A 21,415-nucleotide genomic window follows, 5' to 3' on the forward strand; every position below is an offset into this window, starting at 1 on the left:
AAATAAACTGATAACCAATAGCCTATTTAAATCGTTGAACACTGTTTTATATGTCGATGAGATGCTGATAACTATCGACGATCATGAACGCTCAATAAAAACTAATAATTAATATTTTAATTTAAATTTTCTTTAAACTCTTTAATAAATTTCCAAAATTCTCATAACCAATGGTAAATTTAGCATCTAAACAACCTACGTTTTCTACTGAAGAAATACTATAAAAAAAACGAGCACCAGCTTTAATAGCTTTATCTTTACCTTGATTCTTTTTCATATTTATAACGGTTACCTTTTTTTTAAATTCATCTTTTAATTTATATAAGATATCTAAAGTATTATCCTTACTTCCATCATTAACAAAACAAAGATGAACGTCATTATATTTTTTTAAACACTTTTTAAACGCTTTAATTTTTACCCCCTTTTCTTCATTATAACATGGAATAATAATGCCTATCTTCATTAATTTCTGTTTTTAATACCCACTAAAAATAGGCGCAAGATTAAGTGTTTATTGAATTTAATCGTTTAGTACAGTTTTTAGTATCGATGAGAAACAAAAATCTATAGATTAGTTTACACTGCGTATTAATTAACTTTATTACATTGTTATTAAATTGAATTAACTAAAAGAATAACAAATGGTTTATGATTTCTAAAAAAAATAATGAATAATAGCTAAACTATCTTTTAATACAAATGAAAAATTATTCAATGACCAAATAAACCATCAACTCTCATTCATCACGGATGAATTACTAAAATATAAAGAGGTATAAATAAAATTTTAAAACATTTATTATTACCCCAAAAATATCAATATAGAGACTCTTTTTAACGATATAAAAAAGAATACATATGATTATGTATGAAAAACAAAAAAAACAGTGTATAAATAGTTAAAATGGCTATTGTAAAAAACAAATATTAGTATGCTTCATTTAAAAGTAATTTTACGAAACATGTTGAGATTGAATATAGATTAAAATGTATGGTTACATAAATCTAGATTTAGTAACTCTTTAAATTATTGAAACAATTAAAAAAATAAGTAATCTTAATTAAAATGAATTTTTGGTTAATTACAGTTGTAAAACATTAACTAATCACAAAATAAAAAAGGCTGTAAAAAATATAATCCTCCCTATAAATTTTATGGATTTACTATCATAAAAATTAACAAACCATAAACGATATATTTATTACTAAATTATATCCACAACTAACTAAAAAGTAAACAGCTTATAATAAGTATTATACACTAAAAATTACAACTATTTTTATTACAGACTTCTGAAGTATTAGACGCGAACTTTCTAAATTAACATTCATTAAGCATAATTGAAGAAAGAGCCAAGAGTTTGTATTAATAGTAAAAAATAGAACAAAATCTATTTAAATTTTAACTTACAGTTCAAGTTAGCGTATCATGTTTAGAATAAGAAGTAAAAAATTATAGACAAAACGTACTTATTTTATCTATTATCATAATATCTATAGGTAAGTTAGTAGTCTACACTTGTTTAAAAAAAAATATAATATCTTCAGAATTTCTAAAGAAATGATTTTTAAATTTTTTAGCATAAAATACCAATTAGAAATTTTAATTTTTTATGAACTCTTTTAATTTAGAATTGTTTAATGTTTTGGTTATATTTTTATTTGCTTTTCCAAAAACTTTTAAAACTTTATTGTTTTGTGATGCTTTTTTACATAATTCAAATAAAACTTCTATACTTGAATTATCAATTGCTTTAATATTTCTTAAACTTAAAATAACTTTAGAATTATAATTTAGTAACGTCTCCAAATACGATTTTAAGCTTCTTGAATTTTCTAAAACTAAATTTCCTTCCAATTCATATTTTCCTTTAATATAATTTATTTGTAACATAATTAATTATTTCTAAAAATTAAACATAGTCAAAGTTCTAATTTTTACTTTCATATTTCAATTAGTTTCGACAGAATGCAGTATACAATAGATTAATAAAAGGTATTTGAACATAAGCTTAAGATTTTAAAATTAAATCAATATTAATTATACATTATATTATTAATTATACATTATATTATTAATTACACATGAAAACTTAGATACAAGTAAAATAAAAATCTACAAAAATATTTATCAAATAAAAAAATACTGTTTTTAATAACAAACAACTAAAAAATTAAATTACTACTTAAAATAATAATGCAATAAATAATCATTTTACATTTAAACAACTAAAACAACCTATAAAACAAAATTATTTTAGCTTATCAATAAAATTATAAGTAAAATTTTATTGATAAGCTAAAATAAAATATATAAAATAATATCAATTTATTAATTATAACATTGAAAATTCTTAGATCAAGTTTACAATAAATAATTTATAAGAATTACTTAATTTAATAAATTGAGTCTTTTCATCAATTCAGGTCTATTTGATCTACTAACAGGAATCACTTCTTTCTTGATTAAAACACTATTATCTTCTATATCTATAATTTGCTTTAAATTTATGATATAGGATCTATGAATTTTTAAAAAAAGTCTTCTGGAAGTTTATCTTCAATCTTTTTCATTGTAGTATGTACGATATGGTTTTTAGAGTCTGTTTTTATATTTATATAATCACCTTTGGCTTCAATTAAATAAATATCAGAAATAAGAATTTTAACCAATCTTCTGTCTATATTAACATATAATTCATTAGTACTTTCATCAGCTTTAGATTCTTTTTGGTCTATAGCTACATTTTTATTTAATTCAATTTTTGAAACTGCTTTTATAAATCTAGGTAATTTAATTGGTTTTACTAAGTAATCAACTATACATTTATATTCAAAAGCATTTAAAGCAAAATTAACATCTGAAGTAGTTAAAATAATATTTGGAGGATTGTTTAGGCTATCAATAAATTCAAAACCTGTTAAATCGGGCATATGTATATCTAAAAATACTAAATCAACTTTGTTTTTATTAATAAAATCTAAAGCATCTAAAGCATTATCGAAAGACTTTAATACAGATACATGATCTAATCTAGAACAATATTTTGAAATAATAACTCTAGCTAACTCATCATCATCTATTATTATTGAATTAATCATTTATATATTTTTTAGGAAATTTTCAATTGTTTCTAATATAATAACGAAATCCTCATATAATTCAAAAGAATTATTAACGAGTTGATTCTCAAAATTCGCAGATAAAATATAACCTTCTTCTAAACCCAATAGGTGTATTTTATGTTTTAATTTATGTACAACTTCCGCACATTCTTTATATTTTTCAGATTCAAACGCGTCAAAAAAAGATTGCTTTTCAATAGGAAATTCTTTTTTTAAAATTGATACCATTACTTGTTTGAAGTCATTATCACCATCAGATATTTCATCAAATTTAAATAGGTTTGGCAATTTTCTCATTATTATATTAAATTATTATAAATATAGCTTAAAAAATATAATATTTCAAAAAAGAATTTAAAAATTTAATAAATGAATTTTGAATTCATAAAAAAATCTCAATCAGAAAAAATTATTTCCATTGTTTTAAACAATTGAAAAAGTTAAATACTACAAATAGTAGTGCTTTATGAAGATAACACCTTAAATCACTACATATAGCGTCATAATGATAGCTATTATAAATCAGATTTGCTATGTTCTAATAGCATTATTGTCATTTATTACAGGATCTAACTTATAAGTAAGTATTTTGTTAAGTGTAGTACATTTAGATAAAAGTAAAGGGCAAAAAAAAACCGTTCTTTATTTTACTAAAGAACGGTTAAAGAAAGGCAACGACCTACTCTCCCACCTGTGGCAGTACCATCGGCGCTAATGGGCTTAACTTCTCTGTTCGGAATGGTAAGAGGTGAGCCCCATTGCAATAATCACCTTAAATTGTTTCAGTATATTTCAACTGTATAAGTTAACATATTGATAAATATAATATTGTAAAGTTTCAAAGAGTTTGTCCCGACCCGAAGGTCGGGATACGTACATAAGCCTATGGGTTATTAGTACTACTTGGCTACATACATTACTGCACTTACACCTATAGCCTATCAACGTGGTAATCTCCCACGACCCTTTAAAGAAATCTCATCTTGTGGTGGGTTTCGCGCTTATATGCTTTCAGCGCTTATCCCTTCCCGACGTAGCTACCCTGCAGTGCCACTGGCGTGACAACAGGTACACTAGAGGTCAGTTCAACTCGGTCCTCTCGTACTAAAGTCAAATCCACTCAAATTTCTAACGCCCACAGCAGATAGAGACCGAACTGTCTCACGACGTTCTGAACCCAGCTCGCGTGCCACTTTAATGGGCGAACAGCCCAACCCTTGGGACCTTCTCCAGCCCCAGGATGTGACGAGCCGACATCGAGGTGCCAAACCCCCCCGTCGATGTGAGCTCTTGGGGGAGATCAGCCTGTTATCCCCGGAGTACCTTTTATCCTTTGAGCGATGGCCCTTCCATGCGGAACCACCGGATCACTATGCTCTACTTTCGTACCTGATCGACCTGTATGTCTCTCAGTCAAGCTCCCTTATGCCATTGCACTCTACGCACGGTTACCAAGCGTGCTGAGGGAACCTTTAGAAGCCTCCGTTACTCTTTTGGAGGCGACCACCCCAGTCAAACTACCCACCACGCACTGTTCTCATCACTGAGTTAGGCTCTAGATAAGCAAAGGGTGGTATTTCAAGGATGATTCCACAACGCCTAGCGACGCCGCTTCATTATCTCCCACCTATCCTACACATTACTTATCCAAAGTCAATACGAAGCTATAGTAAAGGTTCACGGGGTCTTTTCGTCCCGCTGCGGGTAATCGGCATCTTCACCGATACTACAATTTCACCGAGCTCATGGCTGAGACAGTATCCAGATCGTTGCACCATTCGTGCAGGTCGGAACTTACCCGACAAGGAATTTCGCTACCTTAGGACCGTTATAGTTACGGCCGCCGTTTACTGGGGCTTCATTTTAGATCTTCGCCGAAGCTAAACCCTCCACTTAACCTTCCAGCACCGGGCAGGTGTCAGGCCTTATACATCATCTTTCAATTTAGCAAAGCCCTGTGTTTTTGATAAACAGTCGCCTGGATCTTTTCACTGCGGCCAGCATTGCTGCTGGCGACCTTTCTCCCGAAGTTACAGGTCTATTTTGCCTAGTTCCTTAGCCATGAATCTCTCGAGCACCTTAGAATTCTCATCCCAACTACCTGTGTCGGTTTACGGTACGGGTTCTCATAATCTGAAGCTTAGAGGTTTTTCTTGGAAGCCCTTAGGCACACTATCAACGCATCCGAAGACTTGTTGTACTATCACACTTCAGCTAGACTAGCGGATTTACCTAAAAGTCTAATACCTACATGTTTCAACGAACTATTCCGTCAGTTCGCGGTGCTTTCATTACTCCGTCACCCCATCGCAATTATAAGAAGTACAGGAATATTAACCTGTTGGCCATCGACTACTCCCTTCGGATTCGCCTTAGGTCCCGACTAACCCTCAGCTGATTAGCATCGCTGAGGAAACCTTAGTCTTTCGGTGAGGGGGTTTCTCGCCCCCTTTATCGTTACTTATGCCTACATTTTCTTTTCTATCCGCTCCAGCATACCTTACAGTACACCTTCTGCGCAAATAGAATGCTCCCCTACCACTTTATATCTAGTATAAAATCCATAGCTTCGGTAATATGTTTATGCCCGATTATTATCCATGCAAAACCGCTCGACTAGTGAGCTGTTACGCACTCTTTAAATGAATGGCTGCTTCCAAGCCAACATCCTAGCTGTCTAAGCAGTTTCACCTCGTTTTTTCAACTTAACATATATTTGGGGACCTTAGCTGATGGTCTGGGTTCTTTCCCTCTCGGACATGGACCTTAGCACCCATGCCCTCACTGCTGAGTAACATTTTATAGCATTCGGAGTTTGTCAGGAATTGGTAGGCGGTGAAGCCCCCGCATCCAATCAGTAGCTCTACCTCTATAAAACTTTTGCTCAACGCTGCACCTAAATGCATTTCGGGGAGTACGAGCTATTTCCGAGTTTGATTGGCCTTTCACCCCTACCCACAGGTCATCCAAAGACTTTTCAACGTCAACTGGTTCGGTTCCTCCACTGTGTGTTACCACAGCTTCAACCTGCCCATGGGTAGATCACTCGGTTTCGCGTCTACTACTACTAACTATGGTCGCCCTATTCAGACTCGCTTTCGCTTCGGCTCCGGACCTTAAATCCTTAACCTTGCTAGCAACAGTAACTCGTAGGCTCATTATGCAAAAGGCACGCCGTCACACAGTAAATGTGCTCCGACCGCTTGTAGGCGTACGGTTTCAGGTTCTATTTCACTCCCTTACTTAGGGTTCTTTTCACCTTTCCCTCACGGTACTAGTTCACTATCGGTCTTTCAGGAGTATTTAGCCTTACCGGATGGTCCCGGTAGATTCATACAGGATTACTCGTGTCCCGCACTACTCAGGGTACTGCTATATCTTCTTCGCTTACCTATACGAGACTATCACTCTCTTTGGTTCGTCTTTCCAAACGATTCTAGTTCACTTAGATTCTAATGTCGCAGCCCTACAACCCCAATACTGCCGTAACAGCATTGGTTTGGGCTAATCCGCGTTCGCTCGCCGCTACTAACGGAATCACTATTGTTTTCTCTTCCTCCGGGTACTTAGATGTTTCAGTTCTCCGGGTTTGCTCCTATAAATAGGTGACATGTCTTCAACATGCCGGGTTGCCCCATTCGGAAATTTACGGATCATAATGTGTGTGCCACTCCCCGTAACTTATCGCAGCTTATCGCGTCCTTCATCGCCTCTGAAAGCCTAGGCATCCGCCATACGCCCTTATTTAGCTTATTGTACTTTTTGCTGTAGTATCTCTACTACAACGAGCTCTTTATAATTCTTTATTTTTATAAAAATATTGTTGTTAGATCGTAATCTAACTTCTCTATCTTGATTCTTTACGATATCATTTTTACCAATATGTCAATGAACGTTTTCAGACTTATATCTGATTGTGGAGAATATCGGAGTCGAACCGATGACCTCTTGCGTGCAAGGCAAGCGCTCTAGCCAGCTGAGCTAATCCCCCATTTTTGAAATTCAGAACTTGAATCCTCAATTATGAATGTTGAATTCTCTAACTTCCAGAATTTCCTTCCTAATAAATAACCCTCTTCTTTTTTGTAGTCCCGGGCAGACTCGAACTGCCGACCTCTACATTATCAGTGTAGCGCTCTAACCAGCTGAGCTACGAGACTAGAATAGCTATATATTAGTGTATTATAAAATTAACAGCAAAGAGCAAAATATACCTCTTTTGTAACTCACCATCTTTCTCTAGAAAGGAGGTGTTCCAGCCGCACCTTCCGGTACGGCTACCTTGTTACGACTTAGCCCTAGTTACCAGTTTTACCCTAGGCAGTTCCTTGCGGTAACCGACTTCAGGCACCCCCAGCTTCCATGGCTTGACGGGCGGTGTGTACAAGGCCCGGGAACGTATTCACCGGATCATGGCTGATATCCGATTACTAGCGATTCCAGCTTCACGGAGTCGAGTTGCAGACTCCGATCCGAACTGTGATATGGTTTATAGATTCGCTCCTATTCGCATAGTGGCTGCTCATTGTCCATACCATTGTAGCACGTGTGTAGCCCAGGACGTAAGGGCCGTGATGATTTGACGTCATCCCCACCTTCCTCACGGTTTGCACCGGCAGTCTCGCTAGAGTCCACAGCTTTACCTGTTTGCAACTAACGATAGGGGTTGCGCTCGTTATAGGACTTAACCTGACACCTCACGGCACGAGCTGACGACAACCATGCAGCACCTTGTGATCTGTCCGAAGAAAACTCTATCTCTAAAGCTGTCAGACCACATTTAAGCCCTGGTAAGGTTCCTCGCGTATCATCGAATTAAACCACATGCTCCACCGCTTGTGCGGCCCCGTCAATTCCTTTGAGTTTCAATCTTGCGATCGTACTCCCCAGGTGGGACACTTATCACTTTCGCTTAGTCACTGAGATAAATCCCAACAACTAGTGTCCATCGTTTACGGCGTGGACTACCAGGGTATCTAATCCTGTTCGCTCCCCACGCTTTCGTCCATGAGCGTCAGTATATACGTAGTAGACTGCCTTCGCAATCGGTATTCTGTGTAATATCTATGCATTTCACCGCTACACTACACATTCTATCTACTTCCGTATAACTCAAGTCAACCAGTATCAAAGGCAGTTCCATAGTTAAGCTATGGGATTTCACCTCTGACTTAATTGACCGCCTGCGGACCCTTTAAACCCAATGATTCCGGATAACGCTTGCACCCTCCGTATTACCGCGGCTGCTGGCACGGAGTTAGCCGGTGCTTATTCTTACAGTACCGTCAAGGCACCTACACGTAGATCTGTTTCTTCCTGTATAAAAGCAGTTTACAACCCATAGGGCAGTCTTCCTGCACGCGGCATGGCTGGTTCAGAGTTGCCTCCATTGACCAATATTCCTCACTGCTGCCTCCCGTAGGAGTCTGGTCCGTGTCTCAGTACCAGTGTGGGGGATAATCCTCTCAGACCCCCTACCTATCGTTGCCATGGTAAGCCGTTACCTTACCATCTAGCTAATAGGACGCATAGTCATCTTGTACCCATAAATGTTTAACTAAAGTGTGATGCCACATATCAGTATTATGGAGTATTAATCTTCATTTCTAAAGGCTATCCTCCTGTACAAGGCAGATTCTATACGCGTTACGCACCCGTTCGCCGGTCGTCAGCGGAAGCAAGCTCCCCTGTTACCCCTCGACTTGCATGTGTTAAGCCTGCCGCTAGCGTTCATCCTGAGCCAGGATCAAACTCTTCATTGTATAATCTTTAATATTATGAATGAATAAGTTTCAAAAGAATTTTTTTAATCTAACTAATTAGATCGTGGTAATTCTACTCTTTAATTACGCTGTCAATTTCAATATTTTCAATGAACTTTGTTAATCTTAATACTTGATATCTCTCAACCAAAACCTCAATCAACCTCTTGTAGAAACGCTAGAATCGAACTAACTGGCTTTTTAATAACCTTTCCAAAATTTCTTAACTCTTACCGCTTTCGCTAAGCGGATGCAAACCTACAAACTATTTTTATTCTGACAAAAACTTTTTTGAAATTTTTTCTAATTTGTAAACCCGACTAAATCAATGAACTGCTCTGTAAAATTCGGACTGCAAATATACTCACTTTAATTTGTTGTAAACAAGCTTTTTTTAACTTATTTTTTAACCCCTTAATAATATATTCTAAACCCTATTTTAATGAACTTTGCTCACTTTTAAACTATACGCTTATCCGTTTGCGGGTGCAAATATAGAACCCTTTTCTAACATAGCAATGACTTTTTTTAACTTATTTCTGAAGTTTTTCTTAACCAGCTAATCAACAATATATTATACTATAGATTCTTTTCGCCTTTTAGTAAACATTGGCGGTTTAAAGTATATTAGTAGTCTTACTTTTATATAGTAAGCCCTACTTCTTTTTATTACGTCGTTCTTTTCTCTTACGTTGTTTTGCAAACATCCTCTTATACTCTTCTACATTAATCCCTCCTTTTTTACTGGTTAAAATCTCTACATAGTTCATTTTTAACTTTGCCTCTTGGTAAATTAATGCTTCATCTATATAGGCCCTTTGTAAAATATCCTCTATTAAATAGTCTTCATTATTAATTGCTGGATTGTATGTTGACTTTAAGGATAACTTAAACAAATTAGCTGTAGTATTATACCAAAAAGCTTTCCATCCACTACGTAATTCCCTGATATTATCAAAAGCTGTTTTTCCTGTTTGTCGATGAATCAACTTTAAAAGTACTCGTCCCTCTGTGCGTGTTAACTTTTTTAACCGAGTGGTTAATTCTTTTTCAAGATATTTCTGAACACGCTTTATATATTGTCTCTTTTTTCTTTTTGATGAAACCCTAGTCAAACGTATATGAAGACTATCTATACGTTTTGAAGCTAGAACAGCATAAGGATATGCCTTAAACACTTTTCTCCTAAACCAATAATAATAATGTATATCAACTTTTGATCTAAACTTATGCTTTGGGAGAACTGATACTTCATTTAGATGAATCATTAATGAATCACCATCTTTTATGAGATAATAATCATTTACAAAGTTTGGTAACGTATCTTTTACTTGAGCTATTATTAACGAACTAAAAAAAACAATATAAATACTTAAAATCTTCTTCATTATAGTTAATGATATAAATCAGTTTTAATACTTTTATAGAAACTGGGGATAAAGTTAATTATTTTAATCCTACCCTAATTTCTAATTTTTGTTTTTTTTATTAATTACTTTTGTCTTCTATGGCACAAGTAAACAAATACCAATCAATAAAAGTATCTAACAATCTTTCAAAGGTACTTGATGACAACCTAGTTATAGAAGCCCCTTTACAAATTAATATTAATGGAAAAGCATATACCGTTGTAATGCGAACTCCCTATGATGATACTGAATTAATTACTGGTCTTTTATATGCAGAAGATATTTACAGGCATAAAGAACCTCTATCCTATGAAATCATAGCTAAAAAAGAAAATCACCATGATATTATAAATGTAACTATTGAAAATGAAAAATTAGGTAAAGGATACTTAAATAAGCGAACATTATTATCAGTATCTTCATGTGGTATTTGTGGTAAAAAAGAAATTAACGATATTAAGGTTACTGGAGAACCTATAAAAAAATCATTTACATTAAACTTTGACCAAATTCAACAAATGTTTGTACAGATGACATCGCTACAATTTACATTTAAATCTTCTGGAGGTAGTCATGCTTGTGCTTTATTTAATAATAAACAAAAATTATTAACTTGTAAAGAAGATATTGGTAGACACAATGCTGTTGACAAATGTATTGGAAACTTATTAAAAGAAACAAATTTAAATAAAGCCAAAACAATGCTTGTTAGTGGTCGTGTTTCATATGAAATAGTATCTAAAGCATTTTTCGCAAAAATACCTATCATAGTTGCCGTTTCCGCTTGTTCTTCATTGGCTGTTGACTTTGCTAAAGAGTTTGGAATATGCCTTATAGGTTTTAGTAGAGATGAGAAAATGACAATATACGCTAACCCCCAATACATTAATTACTAATCATAAAAATCACTACTAAAAAAAGATTTGTATTTTAGTGGTCGAAAATCAACTAAAAAACAAGAACGGTATGCCATTTATAGAAGAGGAGAAGTTTCAATTAATGCAGGAAGATTTTGATAATGCAAAACTTAAAAAGGAAGAATCTGAAAAAAAATTAAGTGAACTTGAAGAAACTTACAAACACCACAAACAAAAGTCTAGAACTATTTATATACTATTAGGTCTGTTTTTAGGGTTAGCTTTAGGTGTTATCTATTTATTCAAAAGTGGAATATTAAATAACAAAGGTATTATTACTAGTAATAAAGTGAATATTACTGAAATAAAAGCTAAAGAAGCTAAACGTGTTATTGATAGCTTGAAAAGCGTTTATAAAAAAGTAGAAAAAGAAGATATTAATTCACTAAATACTGATAATTTAGATGATACAATTAGTGAAGTTGACTCTAAAACTCAGGGAAAAACTATATATTCTGTTCAACTAGGTGTTTTTAAAACAAAAAAATACCCACTCCTTTCAAGTAATTTCATACCAGGTATTATATCATCTAAAAACGGTTATTTTAAGTATTCTCTTGGTTTATTTACAACTTTAAATGAAGCTAAATACCTAAAAAATGAATTGATTAAAATTGGTTTTAAAGATGCATTTGTAGCATCATATATAAATAATAAACGACAGAAAATTCATCATTAAAAGTTAATTCAATTATTTTAATATGTTTAAATACATAATGAAAAGAACACTTATGTTAAGTATAACATTGAGTGTTCATTTTTTTTACGCTCAAGAAAAATTACCAAACAGAGTTAAGGAAATAGGCTATGGTCAATTAGATTTTCTTTCACTAAAAATGCCTAATAATGAATCCAATATGGATTTCACTGGTTTACATTACAACTTAAAAATTAATAAATGGAGTTATGCTGGTGTAGGTTTTTATGGAGCTGTTGGTGGTATTAGAGGTGGTTTTTTTACTTTAGGTATTAATGCAGGTATTAAAAAAAATATTGTAAATAAATTATTTTTAGACACTGGAGTTCATTTTGGTGGTGGTGGTGGAGCCGCTGCTCCTGACGGTGGTGGTGCATTTATATTACCCCATATTAATTTAGGGTATGATTTTAAGCGTTTTTCAATCTCTACAGGCTATAGTTATGTAAACTTTTTTGACAAAGGAACTATAAAAAGCAGTCAATTGAATGTTGCTATTCAAGTACCTTTATCTTTTCAAACTACTAATTTTGAAGAAAAAGAAAAAGAATTTTCTTTTAATAATTTAAAAAATTCAGAATGGAATATCCCAAGTAGTAGGTTGTCTTTACTAATGCATTTAAACAACTTATCAGTTACAAAAGGTTCCTATAAAGGAAAGACAATACGATTAGCTGGATTTGAATTTAATTCATATTTAACAGATGAATTTTTCTTTTTTGTAAAAGCTGACGGTGCTTATCATGGAATAAAAGCTGGATACATGGATATTCTTTTGGGTGGAGGGTATCATTTTTCGATGAACAAAAACAGAACTAACATACTTGCTAAATTTGGTGTAGGTGGTGGTGGTGGTGGTGGAGTTGACACAAAAGGAGGTTTTTTAATTTACCCTGACCTTTCCATAGAACAAAAACTTTTTGACAATTTTTATGCTACTGTAAATAAAGGATATTTAATGAGCCCAGATTCTCACTTCTCTTCTTCTACTCTTGGTTTTGGTTTAAAATACTATGTCGATAAAGATGGAATAAATTCACAAAAAATGTCTTTTTCAAAAGGAAAATTTAAAGGTTTAGAAACGATATTAAAACAAGATTTATATTTTAATGCACAAAGAGATACTGGTATCAATCAAAATATGCATCAAATATCATTACAAATTAATTTCTTTCTAAATAAAAATTTCTACGGAGCGGGTCAAACCTCTTTTGCTAATTTTGGTGATGCAGGAGCTTATGCTGAAGGTATTGTTGGTTTAGGATATCAGTCAAAATACATCTTTAATAACACTACTTCTATTTTTGTTCAGGTATTAGGAGGAGCTGCCGGAGGAGGTGGAATTAGTACGGGACAAGGTTTAATTGTAAAACCTAGTTTAGGTGTGAACTATAAATTGACTGAAAAATTAAACTTAAGAGGAGCCTTAGGGTATGTTAAAGCTAAAGGAGGGAGTTTAAACACAACATTTATAAACTTAGGTTTTAGCTACAATTTCTCATTCTTGAGCATGAAAAAATAAGTATGATATATAATCAAAACCTAGTAAATTAATAATTATTACTTGGTTTTGATTATATTTCTATTGTCTTTTTCTTTTCATCAGAAGAGGTAAACATATACGTATATAGCCACATAAGTGTAAAAGTGGGGATAACATCTAAACCAGGCATTACTTCTTCAATAAATGAAACTGCTGCTGCTATTTTTCCTTTATTTCCTTTATAAAGTTTAGTCATTAAATAAGCTGATATTGGTGCCCAAATAACATCAGTGATTTCACCTAACCCCGGAATAATAAAAGAAGTATATCCTATTGCATCAAAAATTATACTTAATGCTAACTTTTTATATTTACTTGTTCTAGTCATTTACTGTAATTTGTTGTGTTATGATATTTGAAAACAAAATTCGAGCCAAAAAATTGACTTCATCCTATTAAAATCAATATGTTTGTTAAAAATAAAATAAAAAATGATTTTTTCTGATTTTATTAATCAAATACAACGATTTAAAAATAGTACTTTGGGCGGTTTAGATTCTCAATTTAAACTGGCTCCAGAATTAAGGAGGAAATATACAGAAGAAATGATTGCCCACAAGTCTCCTAAAAAAGCGGCCGTTTTAGCGTTGTTTTATCCTGATAAACAAAATAAAACAAACTTTTTACTAACAAAACGAGCAAGTTATAATGGAGCCCATTCAGCACAAATAAGTTTTCCTGGTGGAAAAATTGATAAAGTAGATTCCAACCTTGAAGCAACTGCTTTGAGAGAAACTTATGAAGAGGTTGGTGTTGCTGATAAGGATATTACTGTTATCAGACAATTATCAAATACATATATTCCTCCAAGTAATTTTATAGTAACCCCTTTTATTGGCTTTTGTACACAAAAACCTGTATTCACCCCTAATAATGAAGTTGCTACAATTATTGAAGTACTGGTCCAAGATTTACTTGACAATACTAATATTGTTTACACACCAATGGAAACGTCATACATGAAAAATACCGAAGTACCTTCCTTTAAACTAAACAATTACATTGTTTGGGGAGCAACTGCTATGATGCTTTCAGAAATTAAAGATTTAATTAAATAGTAACAGTATTATTTTTCTTTTGTAATTTAGCATTTGTACTAATAAAACCTGCAACAATATGCCTTTATTTAAAAGGAATCCATTTGGACATATATTATGGATAAAAAAATGCCTTATACGCATCTTAGGAGTTATTTCTCATGGTCGTTATCGTAGGTTTAATGATCTTCAAATTGAAGGTTCTGAAATTTTACGCCAACTTCCAAATCAAAATGTATTATTCATTTCTAACCATCAAACATATTTTGCTGATGTTGCAGCTATGTTTCATGTATTTAACGCTTCTTTAAAAGGGCGCATTGATAATATTAGAAACATTGGTTACATATGGAATCCTAAATTAAATGTATACTACATTGCTGCTGGTGAAACTATGCGCTCTGGTATTTTACCTAAAATTTTTGCTTACACAGGTTCAGTATCCATAGATAGAACATGGCGCAGTGGTGGAAAAGACGTTAACAGACAAGTTAAATTATCTGATATATCAAATATTAAAAAAGCCTTAGACGATGGATGGGTTATTACTTTTCCACAAGGTACCACCACCGCATTTAAACCTATTAGACGGGGAACAGCACATTTAATTAAAACATACAAACCTGTTGTTGTTCCTATTGTAATTGATGGATTTAGACGTTCTTTTGATAAAAAAGGACTACAAATAAAAAAACGTAATGTTTTACAATCTATGGTTATTAAAGAACCTTTGGATATCGATTACGAAAATGAAAGTATTGAGAATATTGTTGAAAGAATAGAATATGCTATTGAGCAACACCCTTCTTTCTTAAAAGTAATGACTCCTAAACAAATAAAAGAACTAGAAGAATTAAACGAAAAACGTAAGTTTTGGAGTTAATCTTACAGTTTCAATAACATATTATTTTATAAAAAACATGGCTGAGAAATCAATTTTAAATCAAAAGTCGATAGACTTCTTAGAAAAATATTTAAACAACGCAGCACCTACTGGATATGAATGGGAAAGCCAAAAAATTTGGATGGACTATTTAAAACCTTATGTAGATGAATTTATAACTGATACCTACGGAAGTGCTGTTGGAGTTATCAATCCAGATGCTAAATACAAAGTAGTTATTGAAGGTCATGCTGACGAAATTTCTTGGTATGTAAATTATATCTCTGATAACGGACTTATTTATGTTATTAGAAATGGTGGAAGTGATCATCAAATAGCTCCAAGTAAAATAGTAAATATCCATACTAAAAACGGTATTGTGAAGGGAGTTTTTGGTTGGCCTGCTATACATACTCGAAACAAAGCAAAAGAAGAAGCTCCAAAACCAGATAATATTTTTATTGATTGTGGTTGTTCTACTAAAGAGGAAGTTGAAAAATTAGGTGTTCATGTTGGTTGTGTTATAACATACCCAGATGAATTTCATATACTAAATGAGGATAAGTTTGTTTGTAGGGCTCTGGATAATAGAATGGGGGGATTTATGATTGCTGAAGTTGCTCGTTTATTAAAAGAGAACAAAAAGGAACTTCCTTTCGGATTATATATCACAAACTCTGTACAAGAAGAAATAGGGTTACGTGGTGCCGAAATGATTACACAAACTATAAAACCTAATGTAGCTATTGTAACTGATGTAACGCATGACACTACTACACCAATGATTGACAAGAAAAAAGAAGGTCTTTTAGAGTTGGGTAAAGGTCCTGTAATTGCTTATGCACCTGCTGTACAACAAAAATTACGCGATTTAATTATTGATACTGCTGAAGCTAACAAAATTCCCTTTCAACGTTCAGCCTTATCAAGAGCTACTGGAACAGATACTGATGCTTTTGCTTATAGCAATGGTGGAGTTGCCTCTGCTTTGATTTCTTTACCTTTACGTTATATGCATACAACTGTTGAAATGGTTCATAGAGAAGATGTTGAAAACGTAATTAAAATGATATACCAAAGTCTCTTAAAAATTGAAGATGGAGAAGATTTCTCTTATTTTAAATAATATACTAAGTCCCGCCTTTTGCGGGACTCTTTTTTTATGGATGAAACAATCGACATTCTTGATGATTTTGGTAATTATACAGGTAATACTTGCTTAAAATCAATAGCGCATAAATATGGATACTTCCACCCTACTATTCATGTTTGGTTATACACTACGAATTACAAAATTTTACTTCAAAAAAGAGCGTTAACTAAAAAAGTATTTCCAGGTTTATGGGATATTTCAGTAGCTGGTCATGTAGCTGCAGGTGAAAATATTATTACCGGGGCAATCAGGGAGATTCAAGAAGAAATTAATTATACAATAAGTCCTGGCGAATTATATAAAATTGGTGTAAGAAAACATCAAATAAACCATATTAATGGCATAATAGACAACGAATACCATCATATTTTTATCGCTGAACTAAAAGTATCCCTTGACGATTTAAAAATTCAAGAAGAGGAAGTAGATGAAATTAAATTATTTGATTTAAAAACTATTATAAATACTAAAAGTTTAAAGAATATTCTACTACCTCAATATCATGATTATTATTCTTTTGTTTACGACAAAATAAAAGAAAAACTAAAATAAAAACACTAAAGATTTTTCTTTAAAAAACTTCTTAAACAAGACACTTCCTTCTTATTTTATTATGAAAAACATTTAAAAATAAGTATATTTAATGGAGAAAGTTTAGCTAATGTTGACTAATAAAGAAAAATCAATGCATAGAAGTAGTTTATTTCGTCATTTAGACGGAATTGTGACATGTCCTGCAGCATATGTATTAAAAGAAAAAGGTATTACTGAGTATTTATTAAACAAAAAATCTGTTAGCTTAACTGAAATAACAACAGCTTTTAAAGCTAACGATGGCTATTTAAATGTAGCTTTACGTACTTTATGCTCACAAGGTTGGTTAAATCAACAAGTAGATAACGCCAACAATACTGTTCGTTTTGAAATAAACGAACAATCTTCTATCGCTTTTTCATATTTTGATATTTACAATGAAGCTTATTTATTACTTAAGCTTTCAAAAAATTATAACTCTAAAAAATTTGAAACTGAACCGTTTTTAAAATTAGAAAGACTATATCTAAGCTTTAAAAATAATTTTACTGTTTCTGCTTCTCCTAATTCAGAAGAAAATGAAATATTAAATCAAATTTTAAAACATATTGAAGGAATAATTATTGGTCCTACAGTTGTACTATTAGGAATGAGCGGCATGTTCCATAAATATTTTATGCAAACAAAATTTAAAGCTGAAGAGTTTCATAAAGATGCTGAAAACTTTGGACGTCTTTTAGATATACTTTCAGGTTTAGATTGGTTCATGAAAACTGGAGACTCGTATGAATTTACTAATAAAGGGCTATTTTTTGCACGTAGAGCAAGTGCATATGGTGTAACAGTGTCTTACATTCCAACTTTAAGAAAGCTAGATAAACTTATTTTTGAAGACTCCACTATTTTAAGAACTTCTACTACTAAAGCTGATGAAATTCATGTAGACCGAGAAATGAACGTATGGGGAAGTGGCGGTGCACATGCAGCATATTTTAGAGTTGTTGATGAAATTATTATCAATTTATTTAACAAGCCTATACATGAACAGCCAAAAGGTATTTTAGATGTTGGTTGTGGTAATGGAGCGTTTTTAAAACACCTTTTTAATGTAATTGAAAATCAAACAAGCAGAGGTAAAATTTTAGAAGAATATCCATTACTCTTGATTGGAGTTGATTATAACGAGGCTGCATTAAAAATTACTAGAAAAAATTTAGTGCAAGCAGATATTTGGGCCAAAGTAATTTGGGGAGATATTGGAAACCCTAAAGCCATGTCAGAAGACCTAAAACAAAAATACAACATCAACTTATCTGATTTGTTAAACGTTCGTACATTTTTAGACCATAATCGCATATGGGAAGAACCTGAACTAAGCAATAACATTCCTATTAGCACTTCAACTGGTGCTTATGTTCATAGAGGTAAACGTTTAAACAATAATTTAGTAATTGAATCACTAAAACAACACTTCACAAAATGGAGTCCTTATATTTATAAATTTGGTTTACTTATAATTGAGCTTCACACCTCAAAACCAGAATTAGTAAGTCAAAATTTGGGAAAAACAGCAGCCACTGCCTATGATGCTACTCATGGATACTCTGATCAATATATAATAGAAATTGAAGAATACATGAATGCTTTAAAAGATATTGGATTAATACCTGAAGAGGAGTCTTTTAGTAAGTTCCCTAATTCAGATTTAGCTACAGTTTCTATTAATCTTTTCAAGTCAAAGCTATTATAATTGAATTAAAAACATAACTTTATAAACTTGATATTTAAATTGTAAAAAACCTCGAAATAAATTTCGAGGTTTTCTTGATTTATATTTCATTCTTTTTTAAAGACAGTAAGTTAGCGAACAACTTATATGCTCCAGGAACCCCAGCAGGTAGTTCTCTAAAAAAACTTAAACCTGTATAAATATAATTCCCTTTACCGTATCTTGCTACCAATAAACTCCCCTTCTTAATAGATTCTCCTTTATCATTCATTGAAAGTATTGGAGTATATTCTTTACTCCATTTATTAGGGAAGTATAAACCTCTTTCTTGTACCCAATTTTCGAAGTCTGATTTAGTTATTTTATTTGGGTAATTCAAAACCAAATGCTCTTTTGCTATTAAATCAACATTTGCATGTTCATCAGTAACTCTATCTCTTGACAACTGCAACTCATATGGAGCCTTAATATCTACCCTCCTATTAGTATTATACTGTACAATTAAATTCCCTCCTTTATTAACATAATCCAATATATACTTTTGTTTAAACTGTAACTCTTTCTTTGTATTATAGGCCCTAATACCTATTACAATCGCATTAAATTCCAGCAAATTTTTATCGTTTATCTCAGCAGGGTTTATCTCAGATACAGTATACCCTATTTGACGTAAACTTTCTGGTACTGCATCTCCAGAACCATGAATATAACCTATCTTCGTACCTTGTTTTTTAATATTCATACGAACAACTTTGGCTTGAGAAGCTAACAATACAGATTGTTTTGGAATATGGTCATAATTAATCTCTACCAACTCTTTATCATAAATTTTACCGTTAATCTCAGCTACTGATTTTATCCACCCATTTGACTCTTCTTGAGTAGGTTTAACCATAAAATCTATTGTCCTTACATCTCCTTTTTGCTCTATAGAAAAAGGTACCTTATTAGGTATCACTTCCCAACCATCTGGAGCTTTTAAACTTAAAAATCCGTTTGTATTTTTTCCTCCTGCTCTTACTTCTACAGAAACTTTCTGTGTTTCACTAGTTGAAAAAATTAATACTTTATCTTTTAGCTTTGTAGTTACTTTTGGTAAAATTTCAAAAGGCTCATAAATTTCTCCTTTATCTCTTTTAGAATATCTAAAAATTAAAGGCTTAATAAAAGAAATTAGTTTGTTATCAATACTAAGGTTATATTTAATTTCAACAGGCCTTTTAGTTTCTGGAGTCCCTCTTTCTTTTTGATTTGGTACCTTATACATACCTAAGTTCCATTCAGAATTTAACCAATAAGGAGATGAATATGGTAAATCACCTATTGCCATAACTTCTTTGAAATTTCTTTTTACGTTTGAATTCAACCTTATTTCTTTAGTAATTTTTTTACCACTAGAAATAAATTCAACTGAAAGTAACTCCATTGAAACATTACTTCTATTCAAAACTTCAAAACTAACATCAATAGTACTATTAGGTGTTGAACTTGAACTAGTAGCAGAGGCTTCGATATATAAACCAGAACAAGCTATAATAATTTCCTCTAATTGTTTAGTTTTAATTCGTTTCCAATGTTCATCTTGAAGCAACTGAACCTTGGCATAAGCTCTTATTAAATTTGGTAGATGTTTAGCAGGGTTTACAAAATCAAAATTATCTTCTAAACTATATAAAATTTCACCTACTTCTCCTCCTCCTTCAATACGGTTCCATGTTGTATTAATACCAGAAAAAATATCTTTTTTATCTTTTGGGAAATCCCCTTTTAAAAACTCTACATACTCTGTTTGACTTCCACGAGTTGTTAAACGTCCAAAACCTTGACATAAATGTTGACTACTTGCAATAGATGCCAACTCATTATTTGACAATCCCTTTAATGGATAATAAGTTCCAATATCAAAACTTAACATTTTACTTTTATCTGCTTCAGCAAACTTTTTTTGACTTCCATAAAACCACCAAGATGTATTAAAAAATAATCGGTTTGGATTCCACACATCTGTATATTTCAACTGTTCGGGGTATTTAGTTTTATCTCCAGCTAATTCAAAAGCCTCAACACTTAACATTGCTGATGAAGTATGATGCCCGTGAGTAGTTCCTGGAGTTCTATGATTAAACCTATTTATAATAACATCTGGTTTAAAAGTTCTTATCGCCCAAACAACATCCGCTAAAACCTTATCTTTATTCCATATTTTTAAAGTTTCATCTGGATGTTTAGAGTATCCAAAATCGTTAGCTCTTGAAAAACGTTGTTCTCCTCCATCAATTCTTCTTGCTGCTAACAATTCTTGAGTACGAATTACACCTAACAACTCACGTATTTCTGATCCAATTAAATTTTGTCCACCATCTCCTCTTGTTAATGATAAATATGCAGTTCTCGCCTTTTCATGGTTTGCTAAATAAGCAATTAATCTAGTATTTTCATCATCTGGATGAGCTGCAATATATAATGCTGATCCTAAAAAGTTTAACTTTTGTAATTTTTCGTATATCTGATTAGAAGATAACTTTTGTGGTTTTTGCGCTTTTATAGATGTTGAAATCAATAAAAAGAAAAGAAAAACAGTTGCTTTATTCCTCATTCTTACTATTTTGAATTGAATAACAA

The 21,415-nt window shown here is 32.3% G+C and carries 14 protein-coding genes, 2 tRNA genes, 3 rRNA genes and 1 pseudogene; 8 read left to right on the plus strand and 12 right to left on the minus strand.

What is annotated here, in order from left to right:
• Window positions 1–121: 121 nt before the first annotated feature.
• The 10 genes and pseudogenes from ACMFBB_RS02130 to ACMFBB_RS02175 all read right to left on the minus strand — a co-directional run bounded on the left by ACMFBB_RS02130 (window position 122) and on the right by ACMFBB_RS02175 (window position 10,279).
• Window positions 122–466 (minus strand): glycosyltransferase, encoded by a 345-nt coding sequence (locus tag ACMFBB_RS02130; protein ID WP_435262823.1) that lies wholly within the window; start codon window positions 464–466, stop codon window positions 122–124.
• Between the two features lie 1,140 nt (window positions 467–1,606).
• Window positions 1,607–1,897: an STAS domain-containing protein gene (locus ACMFBB_RS02135; protein ID WP_435262824.1), complete on the minus strand. Its 291-nt coding sequence runs from the start codon at window positions 1,895–1,897 to the stop codon at window positions 1,607–1,609.
• Window positions 1,898–2,395: 498 nt separating this feature from the next.
• A pseudogene (locus tag ACMFBB_RS02140) lies at window positions 2,396–3,102 on the minus strand (LytR/AlgR family response regulator transcription factor).
• A 3-nt stretch (window positions 3,103–3,105) separates the two neighbouring features.
• On the minus strand, window positions 3,106–3,426 hold the full coding sequence (locus tag ACMFBB_RS02145) for an Hpt domain-containing protein (protein WP_435262825.1): 321 nt from the start codon (window positions 3,424–3,426) through the stop codon (window positions 3,106–3,108).
• Between the two features lie 369 nt (window positions 3,427–3,795).
• Window positions 3,796–3,904 (minus strand): 5S ribosomal RNA (gene rrf, locus ACMFBB_RS02150).
• A 98-nt stretch (window positions 3,905–4,002) separates the two neighbouring features.
• Window positions 4,003–6,885: ribosomal RNA gene (locus ACMFBB_RS02155) — 23S ribosomal RNA — on the minus strand.
• A gap of 161 nt (window positions 6,886–7,046) precedes the next feature.
• Window positions 7,047–7,120, minus strand: a tRNA-Ala gene (locus ACMFBB_RS02160).
• Window positions 7,121–7,215: 95 nt separating this feature from the next.
• Window positions 7,216–7,289 (minus strand) — tRNA-Ile (locus tag ACMFBB_RS02165).
• 83 nt (window positions 7,290–7,372) lie between these two features.
• Window positions 7,373–8,891 (minus strand): 16S ribosomal RNA (locus ACMFBB_RS02170).
• Together the 16S, 23S and 5S rRNA genes with 2 tRNA genes alongside form the textbook arrangement of a ribosomal RNA operon.
• Before the next feature lie 656 nt (window positions 8,892–9,547).
• A complete protein-coding gene (locus ACMFBB_RS02175) occupies window positions 9,548–10,279 on the minus strand; it encodes a DUF4294 domain-containing protein (RefSeq protein ID WP_435262826.1) in 732 nt (243 codons plus the stop codon).
• A 119-nt stretch (window positions 10,280–10,398) separates the two neighbouring features.
• On the opposite strand from ACMFBB_RS02175, the gene fdhD reads away from it, so the two are divergent.
• The 3 genes from fdhD (at window position 10,399) to ACMFBB_RS02190 (ending at window position 13,436) form a co-directional block, all read left to right on the plus strand.
• Entirely contained in the window at window positions 10,399–11,196 is a 798-nt protein-coding gene (gene fdhD, locus ACMFBB_RS02180) for a formate dehydrogenase accessory sulfurtransferase FdhD (protein WP_435262827.1), read from the plus strand.
• Between the two features lie 70 nt (window positions 11,197–11,266).
• A complete protein-coding gene (locus ACMFBB_RS02185; RefSeq protein WP_435262828.1) occupies window positions 11,267–11,896 on the plus strand; it encodes a hypothetical protein in 630 nt (209 codons plus the stop codon).
• Window positions 11,897–11,933: 37 nt separating this feature from the next.
• The gene (locus ACMFBB_RS02190; RefSeq protein ID WP_435262829.1) at window positions 11,934–13,436 is read left to right on the plus strand and encodes a hypothetical protein; all 1,503 of its coding nucleotides are present in this window, start codon (window positions 11,934–11,936) and stop codon (window positions 13,434–13,436) included.
• Between the two features lie 52 nt (window positions 13,437–13,488).
• On the opposite strand, the gene ACMFBB_RS02195 is transcribed toward ACMFBB_RS02190, so the two are convergent.
• On the minus strand, window positions 13,489–13,785 hold the full coding sequence (locus ACMFBB_RS02195) for a hypothetical protein (RefSeq protein WP_435262830.1): 297 nt from the start codon (window positions 13,783–13,785) through the stop codon (window positions 13,489–13,491).
• Window positions 13,786–13,888: 103 nt separating this feature from the next.
• Here ACMFBB_RS02195 and ACMFBB_RS02200 point away from each other — a divergent pair, with 103 nt between their 5' ends.
• From ACMFBB_RS02200 to ACMFBB_RS02220, 5 genes are all read left to right on the plus strand, one after another.
• The gene (locus tag ACMFBB_RS02200) at window positions 13,889–14,515 is read left to right on the plus strand and encodes an NUDIX hydrolase (RefSeq protein WP_435262831.1); all 627 of its coding nucleotides are present in this window, start codon (window positions 13,889–13,891) and stop codon (window positions 14,513–14,515) included.
• 58 nt (window positions 14,516–14,573) lie between these two features.
• Entirely contained in the window at window positions 14,574–15,377 is an 804-nt protein-coding gene (locus ACMFBB_RS02205; RefSeq protein WP_435262832.1) for a lysophospholipid acyltransferase family protein, read from the plus strand.
• A 37-nt stretch (window positions 15,378–15,414) separates the two neighbouring features.
• Complete coding sequence (locus ACMFBB_RS02210; protein WP_435262833.1) at window positions 15,415–16,503, plus strand: M42 family metallopeptidase; 1,089 nt, start codon at window positions 15,415–15,417, stop codon at window positions 16,501–16,503.
• A 36-nt stretch (window positions 16,504–16,539) separates the two neighbouring features.
• Window positions 16,540–17,082, plus strand: a complete 543-nt coding sequence (locus ACMFBB_RS02215; RefSeq protein ID WP_435262834.1) for an NUDIX hydrolase — start codon at window positions 16,540–16,542, stop codon at window positions 17,080–17,082.
• Window positions 17,083–17,191: 109 nt separating this feature from the next.
• Window positions 17,192–18,814, plus strand: a complete 1,623-nt coding sequence (locus tag ACMFBB_RS02220) for a class I SAM-dependent methyltransferase (protein WP_435262835.1) — start codon at window positions 17,192–17,194, stop codon at window positions 18,812–18,814.
• 79 nt (window positions 18,815–18,893) lie between these two features.
• Here the strand turns inward: ACMFBB_RS02220 and ACMFBB_RS02225 are convergent, their stop codons facing one another.
• Window positions 18,894–21,389, minus strand: coding sequence for a PIG-L family deacetylase (locus ACMFBB_RS02225; protein WP_435262836.1), 2,496 nt, complete (start codon window positions 21,387–21,389; stop codon window positions 18,894–18,896).
• Between the last annotated feature and the right edge of the window lie 26 nt (window positions 21,390–21,415).

This window comes from Tenacibaculum sp. nBUS_03 (genome assembly GCF_051201695.1).
In the GTDB taxonomy this organism is placed as follows: Bacteria; Bacteroidota; Bacteroidia; order Flavobacteriales; family Flavobacteriaceae; genus Polaribacter.

What these genes read in the sequence shown, in the direction of transcription:
- ACMFBB_RS02205 (WP_435262832.1), top strand. Translation starts at nt 14,574, where the DNA reads ATGCCTTTATTTAAAAGGAATCCATTTGGACATATATTATGGATAAAA.
- ACMFBB_RS02195 (WP_435262830.1), bottom strand. Translation starts at nt 13,785, where the DNA reads ATGACTAGAACAAGTAAATATAAAAAGTTAGCATTAAGTATAATTTTT.
- ACMFBB_RS02145 (WP_435262825.1), bottom strand. Translation starts at nt 3,426, where the DNA reads ATGAGAAAATTGCCAAACCTATTTAAATTTGATGAAATATCTGATGGT.
- ACMFBB_RS02185 (WP_435262828.1), top strand. Translation starts at nt 11,267, where the DNA reads ATGCCATTTATAGAAGAGGAGAAGTTTCAATTAATGCAGGAAGATTTT.
- ACMFBB_RS02210 (WP_435262833.1), top strand. Translation starts at nt 15,415, where the DNA reads ATGGCTGAGAAATCAATTTTAAATCAAAAGTCGATAGACTTCTTAGAA.
- ACMFBB_RS02175 (WP_435262826.1), bottom strand. Translation starts at nt 10,279, where the DNA reads ATGAAGAAGATTTTAAGTATTTATATTGTTTTTTTTAGTTCGTTAATA.
- ACMFBB_RS02200 (WP_435262831.1), top strand. Translation starts at nt 13,889, where the DNA reads ATGATTTTTTCTGATTTTATTAATCAAATACAACGATTTAAAAATAGT.
- ACMFBB_RS02130 (WP_435262823.1), bottom strand. Translation starts at nt 466, where the DNA reads ATGAAGATAGGCATTATTATTCCATGTTATAATGAAGAAAAGGGGGTA.
- ACMFBB_RS02220 (WP_435262835.1), top strand. Translation starts at nt 17,192, where the DNA reads ATGTTGACTAATAAAGAAAAATCAATGCATAGAAGTAGTTTATTTCGT.
- ACMFBB_RS02190 (WP_435262829.1), top strand. Translation starts at nt 11,934, where the DNA reads ATGAAAAGAACACTTATGTTAAGTATAACATTGAGTGTTCATTTTTTT.
- ACMFBB_RS02135 (WP_435262824.1), bottom strand. Translation starts at nt 1,897, where the DNA reads ATGTTACAAATAAATTATATTAAAGGAAAATATGAATTGGAAGGAAAT.
- ACMFBB_RS02225 (WP_435262836.1), bottom strand. Translation starts at nt 21,389, where the DNA reads ATGAGGAATAAAGCAACTGTTTTTCTTTTCTTTTTATTGATTTCAACA.
- fdhD (WP_435262827.1), top strand. Translation starts at nt 10,399, where the DNA reads ATGGCACAAGTAAACAAATACCAATCAATAAAAGTATCTAACAATCTT.
- ACMFBB_RS02215 (WP_435262834.1), top strand. Translation starts at nt 16,540, where the DNA reads ATGGATGAAACAATCGACATTCTTGATGATTTTGGTAATTATACAGGT.